Origin of the sequence: Butyrivibrio hungatei (genome assembly GCF_001858005.1) — a bacterium.
Taxonomy (GTDB): domain Bacteria; phylum Bacillota; class Clostridia; order Lachnospirales; family Lachnospiraceae; genus Butyrivibrio; species Butyrivibrio hungatei.
In genome coordinates, this window is sequence record NZ_CP017831.1 from 695096 (window position 1) to 713017 (window position 17922).

The 17922-nt window shown below is 39.4% G+C and carries 16 protein-coding genes and 1 tRNA gene; 15 read left to right on the plus strand and 2 right to left on the minus strand.

Annotation, left to right across the window (positions count from 1 at the left end):
- Positions 1-4: 4 nt before the first annotated feature.
- A complete protein-coding gene (locus bhn_RS03625) occupies positions 5-1615 on the minus strand; it encodes a hypothetical protein (protein WP_071175407.1) in 1611 nt (536 codons plus the stop codon).
- A gap of 207 nt (positions 1616-1822) precedes the next feature.
- On the opposite strand from bhn_RS03625, the gene bhn_RS03630 reads away from it, so the two are divergent.
- From bhn_RS03630 to bhn_RS03685, 12 genes are all read left to right on the plus strand, one after another.
- Positions 1823-2881, plus strand: coding sequence for a hypothetical protein (locus bhn_RS03630; RefSeq protein ID WP_071175408.1), 1059 nt, complete (start codon positions 1823-1825; stop codon positions 2879-2881).
- A gap of 45 nt (positions 2882-2926) precedes the next feature.
- The gene (locus tag bhn_RS03635; RefSeq protein ID WP_071175409.1) at positions 2927-3451 is read left to right on the plus strand and encodes a cysteine hydrolase family protein; all 525 of its coding nucleotides are present in this window, start codon (positions 2927-2929) and stop codon (positions 3449-3451) included.
- Positions 3452-3593: 142 nt separating this feature from the next.
- A complete protein-coding gene (locus bhn_RS03640; protein ID WP_071175410.1) occupies positions 3594-4289 on the plus strand; it encodes a hypothetical protein in 696 nt (231 codons plus the stop codon).
- A gap of 175 nt (positions 4290-4464) precedes the next feature.
- Positions 4465-4668 (plus strand): hypothetical protein, encoded by a 204-nt coding sequence (locus bhn_RS03645; RefSeq protein WP_071175411.1) that lies wholly within the window; start codon positions 4465-4467, stop codon positions 4666-4668.
- A 7-nt stretch (positions 4669-4675) separates the two neighbouring features.
- Entirely contained in the window at positions 4676-5911 is a 1236-nt protein-coding gene (locus bhn_RS03650) for a bacterial transcriptional activator domain-containing protein (protein ID WP_071175412.1), read from the plus strand.
- A 189-nt stretch (positions 5912-6100) separates the two neighbouring features.
- Positions 6101-6838: a GTP pyrophosphokinase gene (locus tag bhn_RS03655; RefSeq protein WP_071175413.1), complete on the plus strand. Its 738-nt coding sequence runs from the start codon at positions 6101-6103 to the stop codon at positions 6836-6838.
- 112 nt (positions 6839-6950) lie between these two features.
- Positions 6951-9179: a DUF3160 domain-containing protein gene (locus bhn_RS03660; protein ID WP_071175414.1), complete on the plus strand. Its 2229-nt coding sequence runs from the start codon at positions 6951-6953 to the stop codon at positions 9177-9179.
- Positions 9179-10630, plus strand: a complete 1452-nt coding sequence (locus bhn_RS03665) for a CapA family protein (protein ID WP_161487289.1) — start codon at positions 9179-9181, stop codon at positions 10628-10630. Before bhn_RS03660 ends, bhn_RS03665 begins: the two co-directional genes overlap by 1 nt.
- 128 nt (positions 10631-10758) lie before the next feature.
- Positions 10759-11565 carry a hypothetical protein gene (locus bhn_RS03670; RefSeq protein WP_071175416.1) on the plus strand — a complete coding sequence of 269 codons (807 nt, stop codon included), beginning with the start codon at positions 10759-10761 and terminating at the stop codon, positions 11563-11565.
- Positions 11566-11648: 83 nt separating this feature from the next.
- Complete coding sequence (locus bhn_RS03675) at positions 11649-12170, plus strand: peptidylprolyl isomerase (RefSeq protein ID WP_071175417.1); 522 nt, start codon at positions 11649-11651, stop codon at positions 12168-12170.
- A gap of 829 nt (positions 12171-12999) precedes the next feature.
- Positions 13000-13071, plus strand: a tRNA-Trp gene (locus tag bhn_RS03680).
- A gap of 151 nt (positions 13072-13222) precedes the next feature.
- A complete protein-coding gene (locus tag bhn_RS03685; protein WP_071175418.1) occupies positions 13223-14425 on the plus strand; it encodes a hypothetical protein in 1203 nt (400 codons plus the stop codon).
- Positions 14426-14777: 352 nt separating this feature from the next.
- Here bhn_RS03685 and bhn_RS03690 read toward each other — a convergent pair whose 3' ends face one another.
- Positions 14778-15020 carry a helix-turn-helix domain-containing protein gene (locus tag bhn_RS03690; RefSeq protein ID WP_071175419.1) on the minus strand — a complete coding sequence of 81 codons (243 nt, stop codon included), beginning with the start codon at positions 15018-15020 and terminating at the stop codon, positions 14778-14780.
- Between the two features lie 115 nt (positions 15021-15135).
- Between bhn_RS03690 and bhn_RS03695 the strand changes: the two genes are divergently transcribed.
- From bhn_RS03695 to bhn_RS03705, 3 genes are all read left to right on the plus strand, one after another.
- Positions 15136-15651, plus strand: coding sequence for a B-box zinc finger protein (locus bhn_RS03695; protein WP_071175420.1), 516 nt, complete (start codon positions 15136-15138; stop codon positions 15649-15651).
- Positions 15652-15664: 13 nt separating this feature from the next.
- Complete coding sequence (locus bhn_RS03700; RefSeq protein WP_071175421.1) at positions 15665-16726, plus strand: hypothetical protein; 1062 nt, start codon at positions 15665-15667, stop codon at positions 16724-16726.
- Between the two features lie 157 nt (positions 16727-16883).
- Positions 16884-17912 (plus strand): CPBP family intramembrane glutamic endopeptidase, encoded by a 1029-nt coding sequence (locus bhn_RS03705; protein WP_071175422.1) that lies wholly within the window; start codon positions 16884-16886, stop codon positions 17910-17912.
- Positions 17913-17922: the final 10 nt, after the last annotated feature.

Below are 17922 nucleotides of genomic sequence, written 5' to 3' on the forward strand. Positions count from 1 at the left end.
ATGATCATCCAAGCTTCATCACAACATCATATGTATCAAATTCATATGCGCCATTAACTTTCTCACCCTTATCAACAACAACTCTAAGGCCGCTATCTTCAAGACTGACATAAACAACATTTCCGCTAGTTAAAGCTTCGTCATGTTCAATGTAGAAGTAAGCGTTGCCCCAAGAAAAGTCATTATTTAGGTGGTAGCAAGTATCTATGCCATATGATGAGCCATCAGCCGCATTTCTATTTTGGCAGTACTTAAGAGCTGAGAAATCAACAGCTATAATTGGTTCTGAACTGTAGGTATAAGTAACGATGAGAATCTCAGCAACTCCATCACCATCAATATCTTTGGCCTGAATGTAATCAATGGTCTTAAAGTCATGTGCCTCATGAATACAGCTTCCAGCCTCTTTTCCATCAACTGTAAAACTGTAAATGATGTCTCCGCTGTCGTTCTTACTTCTAAATACAGCTAAATGCCCATCAAATTGAGTTCCTTTGATTCCATCTACGTACTCGGTGATATCACCAGTAATATCATTTAATGAAACATCTCTGCAACTTTCAAACTGATCATCCGGGCATAAAGATGATACATCCGTGTGTTCCATAGAAACTAAAGAAATGCCATATTGATTATCTTCTTCATCAGAAGAGTATGGGTGGTAGCCTCCTGGATAGCTTATTTCCTCAGCTTTTTTGGTGAGCATTTCGTCAATTTTGTTTTGCTTATAGACCTTTATGCCAGCTTCAATGAATCTTTGCATATAGGGATTTGATTCGTCAAAGCACTCATCAGTAGTAATGATCGAATAATCTTCATCAAGCATATCGTAGGTGTAGTAAGGGTGATCCACACCGTTTTCATCCTCGATGTAGTATCTAGTGATCATAAAGTGCTCAGTTTCAAGCCCTTCAAATTTAACTGTTACCATATCGCCCGCTTCATTGTAAGCATAGTAGCTATAAGGATCACCTTCTGTCATACTGGAGTAAAAGAACTTGTAATCACCATCGGCGTTTACGAATGCAAAATCACCGCCGTGAGCTGTTGCCCCTGCAGAACCTGCTGATGAGATCATTCCGGTATCACTGATACTAAGTTCACTTCTCTCCCAAGCTTCACCGGAATAACAGATCTTAAGCTTCCCATCAAATTCCTTAAGGATAAAGGAAAGGCTAGATGATGTGTCAAGATCAAGCTTTACCAAAAGCTCTTTTATGCCGTCTTCTCCGCAATCGATGTAGCAATACTTAGGGTCTCCATCGACAGTATTGTGGTCATCTTCGATACATTTGATGATCTCATTGATGTCGTATTCTTTGCCATCTTCTAGGTAATCAGAAAGAGTATCGCCGCCTTTTGATGGGAGATTTTGATATTTAACTTTAACGTCACCATTCATGAAGGCTTCGTAGATATTGTCTTCTATACTAGCGTTTTCAGCGGCAGTTTCGGATGAAATTTCTAAAGAGCTTTCGCTATTATCAACTGATTCAAACTCTTTAGATCGCCCTGACGCGCTTTCTTTTATTTCTGTATCTTTACCACAGCCAGCAAGCATTGACGCTGCAAGGGTAAAAGACATTATTCCTGCTAAAAATTGTTTTTTCATCATATATACTAACCTCACATTATCTTTATATATCATACTCGAAACGGTTACCCATTCAATAGTGACACAAGTATAAATGGAATTATGTTGAGCAAATGGACTGATTAACTAAATAAAAATCAGTAATTGCCGATATACGAAGTAGAAACCTATATCCATGGAACTTCATACGTATCTACAGGGAGGTAGATGTCTAAGTGGAGGTGAAATATGCGAATTGAACAAAACAAGGATGTTAGTAATTCGATACAGGCTCAGGATAGGTCCAAAAAAGAAATCGATAGTAATCCCAAGAAAAAAGGCGAAAAACAAACTGAAAAGAATGATCAGTCTATTAGTATTGATGGCGTAGATCTTTTTGGCGGCAGATTAGTGGAGACGAGGCAGGCTTTTGCAAAGAGGCAGGCTTATAAAGTTGTGTCTGAAGCTTTTAAGAGTGAAAAGAAGATTGATAGAATAATGGAGCATATAAGCGATGAGATAACAAGGCTAAAGGAACTTATCGGTGAAATCAAGCTTGAACAAAGGGAAAGAAAAGAACAAATCGAACAACTCAAAGAAGAGTATGGAATTGACACTAAGAGCTTAGAGTATCGCTCATATTTTAATGACCCATTTCTTCCAAAAGAGGACAGAGTGGAGGTTTCGGCAGATGATGCAGCTAAATTCCGTGAATTTGCTCAGAGGGTAACAGAAATAGCAAGCATGGGGTCAAAGGACAAAGACGACTTGGAAAAGGCAGAAAGAGCATTACAAGCAAATGTCTACGCCTATAGTGAAATACGAAAAGAACGAGATAAATCTCAAGATATGGTAAATGCTCAGGAGGCAGCAGATGGCATTTTGGATGCAGCCAATGAGGAGACGAAGGTTCTTTTAGCAAAAGAAGCTGTTGATCATATTGATGAGGAACAGGAAGAGAGAGAAGAACAGGCAAAAGAGGCTTCTGAAAAGAAGAAAGAAGAAAAGAAGGAAGAGGCTGAGAAGCTTGAAAAGGAAGCTCTTCAGCAGGAGATAATCGAGAATATAAAAGAGCATATGGCAGAAAACCAGAGGACTAGCGCCGATATTAAAAGAGCAACAGCCAGAAAAGAAAGAGCTCAAGCTGATGAAATGGATGTAGTAGGTGCTAAAAAGACAGTGATCACAGAAGATTTGACAACAAAAGACATACAAAGTGAAGTAGATATTGCCATAACAAAAATATTAAATGAGTTAAGCCTTGTGAATGAAGATATTAAGGGAAATGTAGTAGATGAACTTATATGATCTGTGCGATAATAATTTCTATTACAAGACATCTGGAGGAAGTGTATGAAATTATTAGTTATCGACATTCAAAAGGGAATCACTGACGAAAGACTTTACGCATTTGAAAGCTTTATAAGTAACACCACAAAGATCATAGATACCGCAAGACAGAACAATGTAGAAGTGATCTACGTTCAGCATGATGACGGTCCTGGTTCAGGATTCTCAATTGGAGATAGAGACTTTGAGATTGCGGATCAGGTAGCTCCTAGGGATGGAGAAAAGATCTTTTATAAGACCATAAATAGTGCCTTCGGAAACAAGGAATTAACGGAATATCTGGAACAGAGCAATGAAAAAGACCTGATGATAGTAGGCCTTCAGACAAATTTCTGCATAGATGCCACTGTTAAGTCAGCCTTTGAAAGGGGATACAACGTGATAATCCCACAGGGCACAAACTCAACATTTGATAATGACTACATGGATGGAGAGACAACCTACAGATACTACAACGAGATGATGTGGCCAAAGAGATTTGCACAGTGCCAATCCATGGAAGAAGCTATAGAAATACTTGAAGGATAATTTACATATTTATTACAGTCAAAGAAATAAATGATATTCTAAATATTAATAGACACATTCAAACTCCTGTAAATACATGATTTGACAATTATTACAATTAATGTAATAATTACCAACATATTATTAACAGGAGGAATTGCCTATGAAGAAAAAAATCGTACTTTCTTTGGCATTGGCAGTAATGCTAATGGGATGTGGAAGTCAAGGCAAGTCACTTGATACATCAGAAAGTAGTTCAGGCGCTACTGGCGATGTATATGTGATCTCAGAAGACACAACACATGAAGCTACAACACCAAATGCAGAAACAGCGCCAGATGAGATAGAAGGCGACTACGACGTAGTTCTCCCTGGCGGAGCGCCAATGATTGATGCGGAAGGCCTTGATTCTTTTGACCAGTTGATCGACACAAAGCTTGATGCTGGTATGGGATATGCCAAGCTCAAGTTTGGAGATACAGATGTACTCTTAGTATCAAGCGGTTGCTTCGACCTTGATGGCAAGAATGCGGCAATAGATTCAAGCTTCTTTATCATTGGAGAAGATGGAAAAGTAACAGGACTCGGCGGATTAGACAGCAGTGGTACAGGATACCCTGTAGTCATGAAAGGAGATTGTATATACTTTGCAACACCTAACTCAGTTGCAAAATATACGGTCAAAGATGGTTTACTCTCACTTGTGCTTTTGGCAAGGACAGAGTTTGATTCAGAAGATAATGCAACAAACTACGTAAATGATGGCAATGAAGAAAAAGAAGTACCAGACTATTCTGTGATCGATGGCTTATTTAGCGAGATGCAGAATGCTGACGTAGTTGAATTCACAGTAAAATAAAAAATAATCGTATAATTACTCGGAAGCTCCTCAGGTTTACAAAGCCTGGGGAGCTTTTTTCATCCCACGACAAAAAAAGTACATTTGGCGACAATATAAATCAGTGAAAATAAGTTTCATGTTATTGTAAAAGTGTGAAAGAAAGCATGCAGTTGTGACGATGAATGGAGGAACTATGTACGACGAATGTGGACTCATGATCGTAAAGGAGGATTACTGCTGCGAGCATTGGGAACCTGATGATGGAGCACTTGTTCCTATGAAAGAATGTTGGTGTTGTAAGTGGTCTAATTTTCGACTAGAAAATATAAATGGCGGAACGGAAAATCTCAGTGTTTGCAATTACGAAGGCAACCGGAAAGAAGTAGTAAACAGGTAGGTGACTTATGAGCGAGGGGATTAGGATTAAGTTAGACGTTCAGTTATTTGGTGGACTTGTGGTTTCTTATGAGGGTAAGAACATATCAGTTGGTAAAAATAAGTCTGCAAAATACGTTCAGCTGTTAGAAATAGTGTGGCTCGCGGGAGAAAATGGTATTCCTAAGGAAAGACTTATGAATATCCTTTATGAGCGCGAAGAACAGTCGAATCTTAGCAACAGCTTCAACAATCTGATCTATCAGATGCATAAGCAGCTAAAGAAATCAGGACTGCCAGACTATGACTACATTGTCAATAAAGATGGTATCTTCTATACTGATGACAATATAGAAATAGTCACAGATGCAGGAGAGTTTGAGAAGGCTGTTATTGAGGCCAGAAAGCACGAAGACACAACGGAAGGTTTTTTACATTATAAAAGAGCCTTTGATCTTTATGTAGCTGAGCTTTTACCAGAAGTGGCGACCCAGGAATGGGTGATCATCAAGAGTGTTCAATTACAGAAGATGTACTCTGAGTGTGTAGTTGCGGTTGCCAATTACTATGAAAAACGCAGAGATTACGAAGCTATGTATAAGACCTACAAAAAGGCAGCAGAGCTTTATCCAGATGATGAGTGGCAGATCGGTGAGATCAACGCCCTTGTGGATATGGAAGCGTTTAAAGATGCATATGCTGTATATGATGAGACAGTCAGATATTACACTGACGAACTTGGCATAACCCCAAGTAATGATCTTCTTGAATGCTATGAGCGAATGAGCAGACAGATCACTAATACACCAGGTAAGATATTACAGATCAGGAATGACATCATAGAAAGAAGAGGAAATGTATCAGTAGAAGAAGGTGGAGCCTATGATTGCTCCTACCCAAGCTTCATAGATGCATATCATATACTTAGTCGCAACATGGAGCGTTCAGGACAGTCAGTGTACATGATGCTCCTGACACTGGTAGATTACGAAGGCAAGACCATTTCTAATCAGGCTAAGTTGGAGGCAAGAGGAAAACTCTTGCAGAAGGCAATATCTCTTACTCTTCGTCAGGGAGATACTTATTGTAAGTATTCCGCATCACAGTTCTTGCTTCTCCTTGTTGGAACCAACAAAGAAAGCTGCAAGATCGTATACAGAAGAGTTCTTAACAAGCTTAAAATTTTGGCTGGGCCAAGAACAGAACTGGAATATAGCGTAGTTTCTTTAGTAGATCTTCCAGAAGGTCTTGGCCGGGCAGAATAACAATAAATATAGCTTTTCGGGGGAAAAGTGGTTTTTTTATGAGGATTCCGCAGGCACGTAACGTGCCTTGCGGAATTTTGGGTTTATGGGCAATTTATTTATCGAAAATTTTATAATTCGTTCATATGTGGTTTAAGTTATGTTGATATACTTATCAGGTAGTATTATAAGCGAAAAGGAGTGAAGTCTATGGCAGCTAAACATGTTGACTACTCAGATATAGATTTTGCTGAGAATGCAGAAAGTATAGAAGAGATTGGGTCACTTAATTTTATTACACCAGGTGATCTCGAGAACCTTCTCAAAATGAAAGATCAGGCAAAGGATTTCCAGATCCTTATGATGAAATATGATTGTGCGTTATCAGAAGTGAGGACCAAGCTTGATGTTCTAAACAAAGAGCTCTCACTTATCAACAACCGTAATCCATTTGAAGCTATTAAGATGAGGATCAAGACTCCTGTCAGCATCTACAACAAGCTGGCAAGCAAAGGAGTTGAGTTTACCCTCGATAATATAAACGAGCATTTGTCAGATGTAGCCGGTATCAGAGTCATCTGCTCCTTTGTGGATGATATCTATATGCTGGCTGATTGTCTTGCAAATCAGGATGATATCAAGGTCCTTTTGAGAAAAGATTATATTGAAACCCCTAAGGAAAGCGGATACAGAAGTCTTCATCTCATCATCGAGGTTCCTATTTTCCTGACTCAGGAAAAAGAGTATATGAAGGTCGAGGTTCAGTTCAGGACCATCGCTATGGATTTCTGGGCAAGTCTTGAGCATAAGATGAAATATAAAAAGAATATTGAGAATCAGGAAGTTATTTCTGATGATCTTAAATTCAGCGCAGATCTCATCAACCAGCTGGATCTTCGAATGCAGCAAATCCGCGAGAAGATTGACGCTAGCGGAGATACGGACTAAGATAAAAAGCAAAAGTGAGCCCTAGGGACGGAGGTTGCGGCTCACTTTTTGAAAATGAGCCGCAACCTCCGTCCCTAGGGCTCACTTTTTGGGGAAAGGAAAGAGGAGTGTTATGAAGAAAAGAATTGTTTCTATAGTTATGGCGATCACTATGACTATGTCACTTTGTGGCGTAGCCGGATGTTCAAGTACGCCAAATGATCCTGAATCTGCTTCGGATTCAAATTCAGCAACAAATACAAATACAAATACAAACGTAGCTCAGGGCACAGGAACTGAATCCACCTTTGGCTATGATGAAGAGATCTACTATGATCCTGATCTGGTTCCATCAATTGAACCATACAAGGTAGCAGATGACTTCTCTAATGTTGTCTATCACCACTACTTTGACTACATGTTTGATACAAGTAGTGAGTACAGCGGAGAATCTGCAGCGCAGCTTGTTGATTCTCTCAAGGCAAAGAACTTTGCAGTCAAGCAGGATAGCTTCTCAGAGTTTTTTGATGTGTATGAAAGTAACAGATACATCGTATTTCCTAGCTTTGTAACTGTTGATTCCCTTATGCACACATATCACCTGTATTTCTCATATCTTCTTAAAAGAACTGAGAAAAACTACCTTTCAGTAAAATTAAATAACATCAGTAAAGATATGCTCAAAAGAACTGCAATCCAGTATGAAGCCTTAAAAGGCACAGATTGGGAAGGCGCAGCTTTAAATAACCTTGAATTCTTCTATGTTGGATGCCTTCTTCTTGATGACAAGATCACAGCTCCAATTTCAGATGATAGCTTTAACAAGGCAGTCCAGCAGGAACTTGCCAAGATACAGGCAGCAGATGGCATATATGAATGCCCGCTTACAGGCCTTAATGAAGACTACAGCCAGTACAAACCAAGAGGCTACTATGAAGGGGATGAGCAGCTTGAAAAGTACTTCCGCGCTATGATGTGGTACGGACGAATTGCCTTCAAGGCTGACAGCGAGGAAATGGTTAGATGCACAGTTCTCATGAATGCAGCACTTTCAGAGGGTGATGCTGATTACAACAGCGTTTATGACATCACCAGCTTTTTTGCCGGAGTATCAGATGATATCGGATACGCAGATGTTAAGGAAATCTTGGAAAAGAGCTATGGCAAGATGCCAGAAACTTCTGACCTTACATCAAATGCAGCTGCTTTTCAGCAGGTAGTAACTGAGTTTAAGAATGCTAAGGCACCGCAGATAAATTCAATACCTGTATATGAAGACGAAGAAAACGTGATCCCATCCTATAGATTCATGGGACAGAGATTTACAGTAGATGCAGCGATCATGCAGCAGCTAATATTCCGCGCAGTGGAAGAGAACAGCCAGGGACAGCGCAGGATGCTCCCTGATGCTCTTGATGTGCCAGCAGCCCTGGGCTCAGACACAGCAATGAATATCTTAACTGAGCAGGGTGCTACAGATTACAAGAACTACTCAGAAAATATGGCTATGATGCAGGAAACCTTCAATAATTCAGATCCTGCAACATGGAATGCATCTCTTTATTCTGGATGGCTCAACACACTTAGACCACTCCTTGAGCATAAGGGCGAGGGATACCCTTCATACATGCAGTCTGAGGATTGGGACAAAAAGAACCTTGAAACCTTTGCTGGTTCCTACGCTGAGCTCAAGCACGACACAATTCTTTACGCTAAGCAGGTCATGGCTGAAATGGGCGGCGGAGAAGATGAGGAAATTCCAGATGACAGAGGATATGTAGACCCTCAGCCAGTTGTATATAGCAGATTCGTGTCTCTTTCTAACAAGACTCTTGAAGGCCTTAAGGGCTATGGCATGATCGACCAGGAGAGCGAGGAAGACTTAAAGCTCCTTTCGGAGATTGCCATGAGACTTCTTCAGATCTCAGAAAAAGAGCTAAAAAATGAGTCACTTTCAGATGATGACTATGAGTACATCAGAAATTATGGCGGTAATCTTGAGCACTTCTGGCTTAAGGCTAATCAGGATGACTTTGATACGGACCTTGTCTATGCTTATCAGGCTCCATGCCCTGTAATTGCAGATATAGCCACAGACCCTAATGGAACTGTTCTTGAGGTCGGCTCTGGTAAAGTTGATAGCCTGTACGTGGTGTTCCCTATCGACGGCGAGCTCCACGTAGCAAGAGGCGCAGCTTACAGCTTCTATCAGTTCACGCAGCCAATAGAGAACAGGCTCACAGACAGCCAGTGGAGAGCAATGCTTGAGGGTGGATATCTCGATGATGACTGGAACTGGGTTGAGAGCGAATCAGCACCAGCCAAGCCTGAATGGACAATGAGTTACAGAATAGGTGGCTGATGAAAAGGTGTTTACAATACATAAGTAAATATAAATGGTGGCTGCTACTGCTTTTTGCAGTGGCAGCCATTTGCTGTGCTCTGAATTTTTCGTCCTTTAGAACCCTGTTTGCTCCGCTTTTGTGGGTAGATTATCAGGATAAAAGAATTTCTTTTACCGAAAATGGATACGATTATTCGTTGGTAATTCAGGGTAAAAAATGTGGATTATATAGTTCAAACGGCGACAGATTGTGGACAAGTGATGATGCATACAGGATTCAGGATGGATTTCTTACGGACCTTGATGGAAATGGCGATCCTGAGATAGTTCTTTTGGTGTGGAAAAGAGGAACCTACGGCAAGGCGCGTCCCTTCTGGGTGAAAAATAACGACAATGCCTATTCGCAGCATATCTTCATATATGACATTTCTGATGGTGGGAAAGTCAGCCAGAAATGGTTTGCTTCGGACATTGGTATCCTTGTAAGCCGCATGAAACTCATGGACAAGAATCCTTCGATCATCCTTGCACAGGACAGGGACGGCAATAATACCCTTTGGAGATGGGAGTCCTTTGGGCTTAAGAACATAGAAAACGAAGTGAGCTTTTTGGCCTTTGGTGACAACATCATTCATGAGCCTATCTACGAATATGCAAAGAGATACGAAGGCGGAAGCTTTGACTTTTTGTATGAGCCCTTTGCAAAAGAGATCCAGAGTGCGGACATTGCTATGGTTCAGGCAGAGACTGTGTTAGTTGATAAAACAGACATGGTATCAGGCTATCCAAGCTTTGGTTCACCTATGGAAGTTGGCAAAGCTCTTAAAAAAGCGGGATTTGACGTTGTGGCCTGTGCCAATAACCACGTTCTTGATAAAGGAACTTATGGAATCGATGTCAGTAGCTCTTTTTATAAGGAAAACGGTATGACTGTAATTGGAATACAGGAAAGTACTGAGAAAGAGTACCGCCCCTATGAGCTTATCAGCAAAAATGGCATTAAGATAGCACTGTTTGCCTACACATACGGAACTAATGCAGGTGATGCGTCAGACAAATACCCATACATGATCCATTACCTTCCTGGAGATTCAGATGCAGAAAGGAATGCATTCGTTAGCGAGATCAAAAGCGCCAGAAATGAAGCGGATTTTGTGATCGTATATGTGCATTGGGGTGATGAGTATGAGACAAAGATATCAGATCAGCAAAAGGAGATGACAGCTCTTTTGGCTGAGGCTGGGGCGGATGTGGTGATAGGAAGCCATCCTCATGTGGTCCAGAAAGCAGAGCTTGTAAAAAGACCTGATGGCAAAGACATGCTTGTTTTCTACTCTTTAGGGAACTTCAGAGCAGATCAGGAGTATAAAGGAGCCAAAGCAAGCTTCGTTATCGAGCACTCTTTTGAAGGAGTTTCCATTAAAGAATGGCAGCAGACAGAGTTTGAGGCATACTGGAAACTAAAGTGACTTGGCATATATTTTTTTTCGCCAAAAAGTCTATTATAAACTTGACTAATTTGCCCTTTGTATTGTTTAATGTCCTAAGCGCTGGCTATAAAATTTTTACTATGATAGCCCTTTAGGAGGAAAGAAAAATGAAAAAGAGATTAGTATGTTTTGGCTTATGTCTCGTAATGCTGTTCTCAGCAACTGCTTGTAACAGTTCAAGTGGAAGCCACGAACTTAAGGGAACAGAGGACGAGAATCAGAAGAAAGAGTTCGTTTCAGAAAAGAAGCTCGAAGAAGAGATTGGCTCATCTGATGAAGCTAGCACAGAGGCATCAGAAGATATTGATACAGATATTGACGAGATGAGTGAAGATTCAGATCTTGAACTTGAAGATATTGAGGATCTTGAAGATATTAGCAGCACTGCAAACAGTGGACAGGGCGTTCTTCTCGGATATGCTTATGTAGGATATGAGGATGGATGCATCACATCAGCACCAAGTGGAACGATCAAAGATGATACAGTTCTTTTCAACGGTGTAACTGCTGGAGAAATGTGCGATTACATGGATAAAGAGATTCTTCCAAAAGGAGAGAAGCTCAATAGAGACCTTGTTTACCAGTTCCTTGAGGTTAATCTTATCAGTGATGACGTAACAGACGATGATTACTCATTTGCTTATGCTTGCCTTCAGGCACTTTCACTTGCTTATGAATTTGGAGATCATGATGTTCAGGTTAAGAAGATGAGAGTTTCCTTCGAAAACAGAGAGGTTCGTTACTACGACGTAACTATCGATGGCAAGGATGATACATTTGTAAGTGATATGCTCAACTACAAGTTCTCCATTGATAATGGTGACACAGATTACTCAGATATCTACAGCAAAGACAATCTTGCTCTTTGGGTACTTGGTATCTCAAAGGTATTTAATATCACCTTAGGCGAATAAGACGTTAAAAGAACTGCTGGTTTGTGCCGGCAGTTCTTTTTTGTTATACTAGTCAAAGAATGATTTGACTAGGAGGAAAAGAAATGGCACAGAACCCAATAGTTACAATTACTATGGAAAATGGTGATGTTATTAAGGCTGAGCTCTATCCAGAGATTGCACCTAACACAGTTAATAACTTCATTTCACTTATTAAAAAGAACTTTTATGATGGACTTATCTTCCACAGAGTAATTCGTGGATTTATGCTCCAGGGCGGAGATCCAGAAGGAACAGGAATGGGTGGCCCAGGATATGGTATCAAGGGTGAGTTTTCATCAAATGGTTTCAAGAATGACTTAAAGCACACAGAGGGTGTACTCTCTATGGCTAGATCTATGATGCCTAACTCAGCAGGCTCACAGTTCTTTATCATGCACAAGACATCTCCTCACCTTGACGGTGACTACGCTGCATTTGGTAAGGTTACTGAAGGTCTTGATGTTGTCAACAAGATCGCAGAGACAGAGACAGACTGGAATGATCGTCCTGTTCAGGATCAGGTCATGAAGACAGTTACTGTTGAGACCTTTGGAGTAGACTATCCAGAACCTGAGAAGTACTGATACTAAAATAGTTGTTACTATTCAAAGTTTTTGGAGAAACCGCAAACTGGTTACCCGGGGCCGTGCCCTGCCTCTGCCCAGTAAACAGCGGTGGGGCCGCCAGCCTGAAGTTTGTTTTTGTGAATCTCTAAGGATTTTTCTATGTTCATGAGCGTTATATTTCTTACTTTAAATTCTGTTTTGAAACACTGTCTGAGTCTTTGATGCCATTTTTGCTGTAAAGTTTTGTTTTGCACTCATCAAAAAAACGGTACTTTTCTATATGCTCATGCAGCTTTTGTTTTAATACGCATGCTCTTGCTACATACTTGCAGGGCGGAATTTATAATAAGTGGTCACGCCCGCTTTAGGCGGGCTCTTCAACATAATAAAGAGACGATCTCTCAAGCTAGCTTGGAGAGTCGTCTCTTTTTATGTTTGTGGAGCGTTGCTCCAATGACCACTTATTATAAATTCTTATCGCCCTGCTTCAGACAACGCAAACCGCATGCGTTTCAAAAGCTGCTTATGAGCATAAGAAAATGGCGTTTTTTGAAATCGTTCAAACCCAAAACTTTACATGCAAAAAATGGCAATCAAAGGCGAGTTTGTTTCAAAGAATTTAAAGTAAGAAATATAATGCCATGAACATAAAAATCCGAAGGATGATCAAAAATAAACTTCAGGCTGGCGGCCCCACCGCTGTTTACTGGGCAGAGGCAGGGCACGGCCCCAGGGAACCAGTTTGCGGCTTCCCAAAACTGTGAATGGTAACAAATACTTTTGTTTTTGCAGAATTCTTCTTTACAATCATGAGTCGGTATGCTATCATAACATTCGTTGGTGCAATAGGGGAATCATACAATGGCTAGTATGCCGGTCTCCAAAACCGCTCATGCGGGTTCGAATCCTGCTTCCCCTGCTATTGTATAGGCTGAACTTTAGAGAGCTTCTAGAGTTCAGCTTTTTTGTTGTATAAGAAATTCTTATTTGACGCAAAACGTGTACAAAAGGTGGACCTTGAAGTATACTGTGTAAATATGAATAAATGTGTAACAATTTGGAGCCAATATATGAAAAAAAGAAATGTATTAGTATGCCTTACAGCTCTTGCAGTTTCAACTTTCCTTGGTGGATGCGGCGGACCTGAGGGACCTGTTCCTAGTAAAGGCGATGTGGCAAAGTATGTTAAAGAAAATATTTCTGAAAAGTGTGAGTATGTAAGTCGAGAGACAGTTAGCGAAAGCCCAAAGGAAATAGCTTATACATATAAGTCAAAAGAACGTGACCTTGAATTTAAGGTATATGCATATCGACATAATGTTGGTATGTACGAAATGAAGATATATAAAGGAAAAATAAGAACTGATTATGATTACGTGGTCAGAACATCTTACGATTCCAGGATACAGCCTTTATTTGAGGAGTTCATTTCTGATGGAGATGTAAAGATTGCCAGTTCTGATCAGGTGGATAAGCTTGCAGAAGCCTTTGTAAAGGCCAACGAGATCTATAGAGAAGAGCTTCAGTACAATGAAAAGAGCTTTTTAGAAGAGCATCCTTATGACAACATCAGAGTAGTATGCGATACTGCTCCAGGAAGCACTTATAAGACCTACGGCCTTGGATATTTTGCTATTAATGGTGTTGAATATGATGAAGAATATTATAAAAATGCCTTAGACAATGGGATTGCACAGGCCATCAAAGATGGAAAAATCTCGGGAGAGCAGTATCAGGGCTATGAGGATGCTATAGAAGATATACATGTTTCACAGCTGGACCACATCTATCTTAATGATGAAGAGATGCTCTATGATAACAATCAAAACGACTACGGTACTGTAGGAGTAATGACTGAAAAATACGCTTATTCAGAATATAACTATGATGAAAACAGCTATATGATGTTTGTAGATTACGGTCTTGTAGCAGAAGGTATAGGAAGTCCTGCCTTTGTGATCAGAGAGTACACAGACAGACTTGGCGGTTCTTTTGAGATCCTTACTAAGGATCAGACCACCAAAGACCAGGACCTTGAGTGTACCTGGATCATCGGCGACCACAAATACGTAATGACATGCCATTACAACGAGATGAATGTTACTGATCTCAAAGTTACACGCGATGGCGAAGATCTAGGCATCGGCAAAAACTATAAACCAGAGAATGACTTCAGAGTAACATTGATCACCCTTGAGGATTTCTGTAAGATGCTGGATCTGAATTATAGAATTGATGAAGAGAGCGGAAGTTTGTATCTGTATTCTAATTGATTGAAATTGACTCGTTGTAGTAAATGTAGTATTATGATTGTGCGGAAACGCATTAAAACGAGATAATAAAAAGCTATGGCAAAAACGAAACCCTAGATGTTGCAGCATCTAGGGTTTCTTGCTCGTTAGAGTGAGCTATTCTCAGGTTAGTACCGTGTTACTCATCTCTGTCTAGCCATTTGCAAATATAGTAGGCTACTATACTTGCCAATACAGAGACAATAAACGAGATAATATAAGCTATGGCTGCCACCTCCTTTCTGCTGGAGGGACACGGCTTTATAACATTAGCATAAGCCGTGAGGCAATACAATTAATTTTTCCCCGTCATTTACTGAACAGGATTTTGTTCTTACATCGATAAAAGTTCTTCTATACTCACATTTAGAACTTTAGCAATTGTGACCAGTTCTATATCAATAACAAAACGTTTTCCACATTCTATGCGCTGAACGGCGTTTTTATCAATATCTAAACCTGCAATTTGTAAGCGGTCTGCAAGTTCTCGTTGAGAAATTCCCAGTTCTTTTCTTAATGCTGAAATGTTATATCCACAAATGTTGTTTAATCCGTTTGCCGACTTGTTTATAAACATTTTTATCCCCTTTTTGACATTTAGTACTTGTCACAGTGGATATTGTGTGATAATATTCTCGCGATAATGACATCTAGTGAATGTCAAAATGAGATTTTTGGGAGGAAGGATTAAAATGAAATGTTTTTATCACAGCGATAGAGAGGCTGTAGGAACATGTCAAACATGTGGGAAATCTTTATGTAGGGAGTGCGCAGAAAAGTACACACCACTTTCATGTGATGATTGCCACAGAGAAATGATTGCTAGAAGTAGAAATGAGCGCGAGAAGGCAAAGCAGGATGCACTAATCGACACAAAAGCTGAGCTTATTAAAGCTACAGTAATCGGATTAATTTTCGGTATTATTAATCTTGTATTTTTTGGACTGCAAAAGGATAGTCATGGTGTCCCAATGTTTAAACCTCATGAACTTGTTCAAGTTTTTTTTCTTGGGATGGGACTTCCTTATGGATGGGCATTAACATCACATTTCATGCCACTTTACTATGGTTTGTCAGAAGAAGGCTTTTTCAAGGCGCTTGTTCTTAATGCTTTAAAATTTGGACTATCACTTATACTTGGTATTCCTGCATTCTTATATCAGATTATTCGTTTGATTGTAAGATATGTTTTAGTAAAAAAGAGCTGAGGAAGTACTATAAATGAATGAATTAGAGAAAGCCTTGGACTGCTTTTATGGTACGCTAAATAAAAAAAGAGATTCTGCAGATGATTTTTGTTTGGCTACTGTTGATATTCAAAACAATATAAAAGACATAGACGATGAAGAATTACTAAAGCTAGTAGATAGCGGATTTGCTTGTGTGAATGCGGGATTAGATGATACCATAACATGTTTTGCTATTTCGACTGCAATTAATATTATCAGTACCTTGATTGACAGAAAAAATACCGAATCAGTAAAAAAGCTAACTCTGTTTTTTAGAGATGACTATTTTGAAATATACCTGAAAAATAAAACAATATATTACAGAATAGCCAATTATTTTTATTATACAGTGGTTGGTGAATATCCAGAGCTCTATAAAGAAGGTTATAGAGATGTAAGAAATATGGCCAAGGGCATGCCTGATTCTGGCTTTATGGATATGGATTATATCTATATGGCAGCGTGGGCATCTTATAGAGGTATTATGATGCACGATGCAGGATGTGATGTCAAAGAGTCTGACTATAAGCTGTATTTGAAAATGTATGATATGTATATTGATTTTCATGATTTTGCTGATCAAGGATATGGAGTAGAAACTTATAACCATCCAAAAGAAAAGAAGCTTTATAATGAGTGCATTAAAAATTATAGAGATGCTGAAAAAGATGATCCATTTTTTGATAAACCAATATGGGCTTCACTTGCTTATGCAACAGCAGAAGCTGGCGCACAATATTTTGAAAGATGCAAGATTGCACAAATGTTTGGTTTAGAGGAATTTTGTGATAAACCATATCCTATTGAAAAGAGTAAGCTAGATTCATTGAAAAAGGGAAGAATAATCAGAATTGTGCTACTTGCTGTAGTTGTAGCAATTGCATTGTTTATAGTTAAAACATATGCGGCGCATCCATATATTTATGGGGGAATATTAGTTTTTGTATTATGCGTAATTGTTACAAGTATTACTAGAAATGGTAAAGGATCAATTATAGGTTATTCTGGCCATCATTATGTAGGTCGAGCATACTGGATAAAAAATAATGATTAACAGATAATATAAAAAGTCTTCAATTGAAGGCTTTTTTTATTTGCTAAATTAGCATAACACTGCAAGCTAATTTGTTTCATGTGTCGTAATCCCCCTCTAGTTATGTCACACTCTTTCTTGGTATAATAACACTCATAGCAAACACAGGAGGAGTGTAATGGAAAGAGAAAACGCAAAAAGGACATACTCAAGATTTGGGCTGAGTTATGTGGGGATGCATTGGGTGTATGTACTTTTGTACATAGTGGTACTGCAGGTTGTTAAGCTGATATGCAGAGCACCATATTTACCACAGAGCATCACATTGATCATTAATTTTGGCCTTAGATTTGCAATCATTTATCCGGTAATGTACCTGGCAGTCAGGAGCCTTCCTAAATTTGAAATTACCAAAAAGAGACTTGGAATAGGCGGATTTATTGCATGTTATTGCATATCTATAGCACTTATGTACATATCTAATCTTATAGGGCTTTTGTTAAATAGTCTTATTGGGAGACTTACAGGTGTTGGGGCAGTAAATCCTATATTTGACGTGATAGGATCAATGCCGCCGGAGGTGCAGATCATAGTTGTTGCGATTCTTGCACCTATATTCGAAGAATTATTGTTTAGAAAATTTCTGATCGATAGAACTGTAAAATACGGTGAAGTATCAGCAATGCTCCTTTCGGGAATCATGTTTGGTCTGTACCACGGCAATCTTGCGCAGTTTGTATATGCTACAGCACTTGGCATGTTTTTTGCATTTATTTATATCAGAACGGGAAGAATCGGCTATTCAATTGCAATCCACATGATGATCAATGGCGTAAGCAGCTATCTGTCAGCATATGTACTTAATGGATCTGTGATTGGCCAGATCACAACAGCTCTTTTATCTGGAGATATTGACACATATACTGATCTGGTACGGGATAATATTTATTCACTTATATTATTAATGACTATTGGCCTATGGCTTTTGGCAGTTGCTGTAGCAGGAATCATACTTATGATCGTTTTTCGCAAGAAGTTTGTGTTTGAACATCATGAAGGCGAGATTCCAAAGGGCGAGAGATTTGATACAGTTATGGGTAACCCTGGAATGATAATTTATGTATTTTACTGGATCTTATCAATCATACTGATGCAGTTTGGAATCAGCATATTGGAAGTTATCTGCAAGGTGTTTAAGTTTATTTGATAAGTGTTGG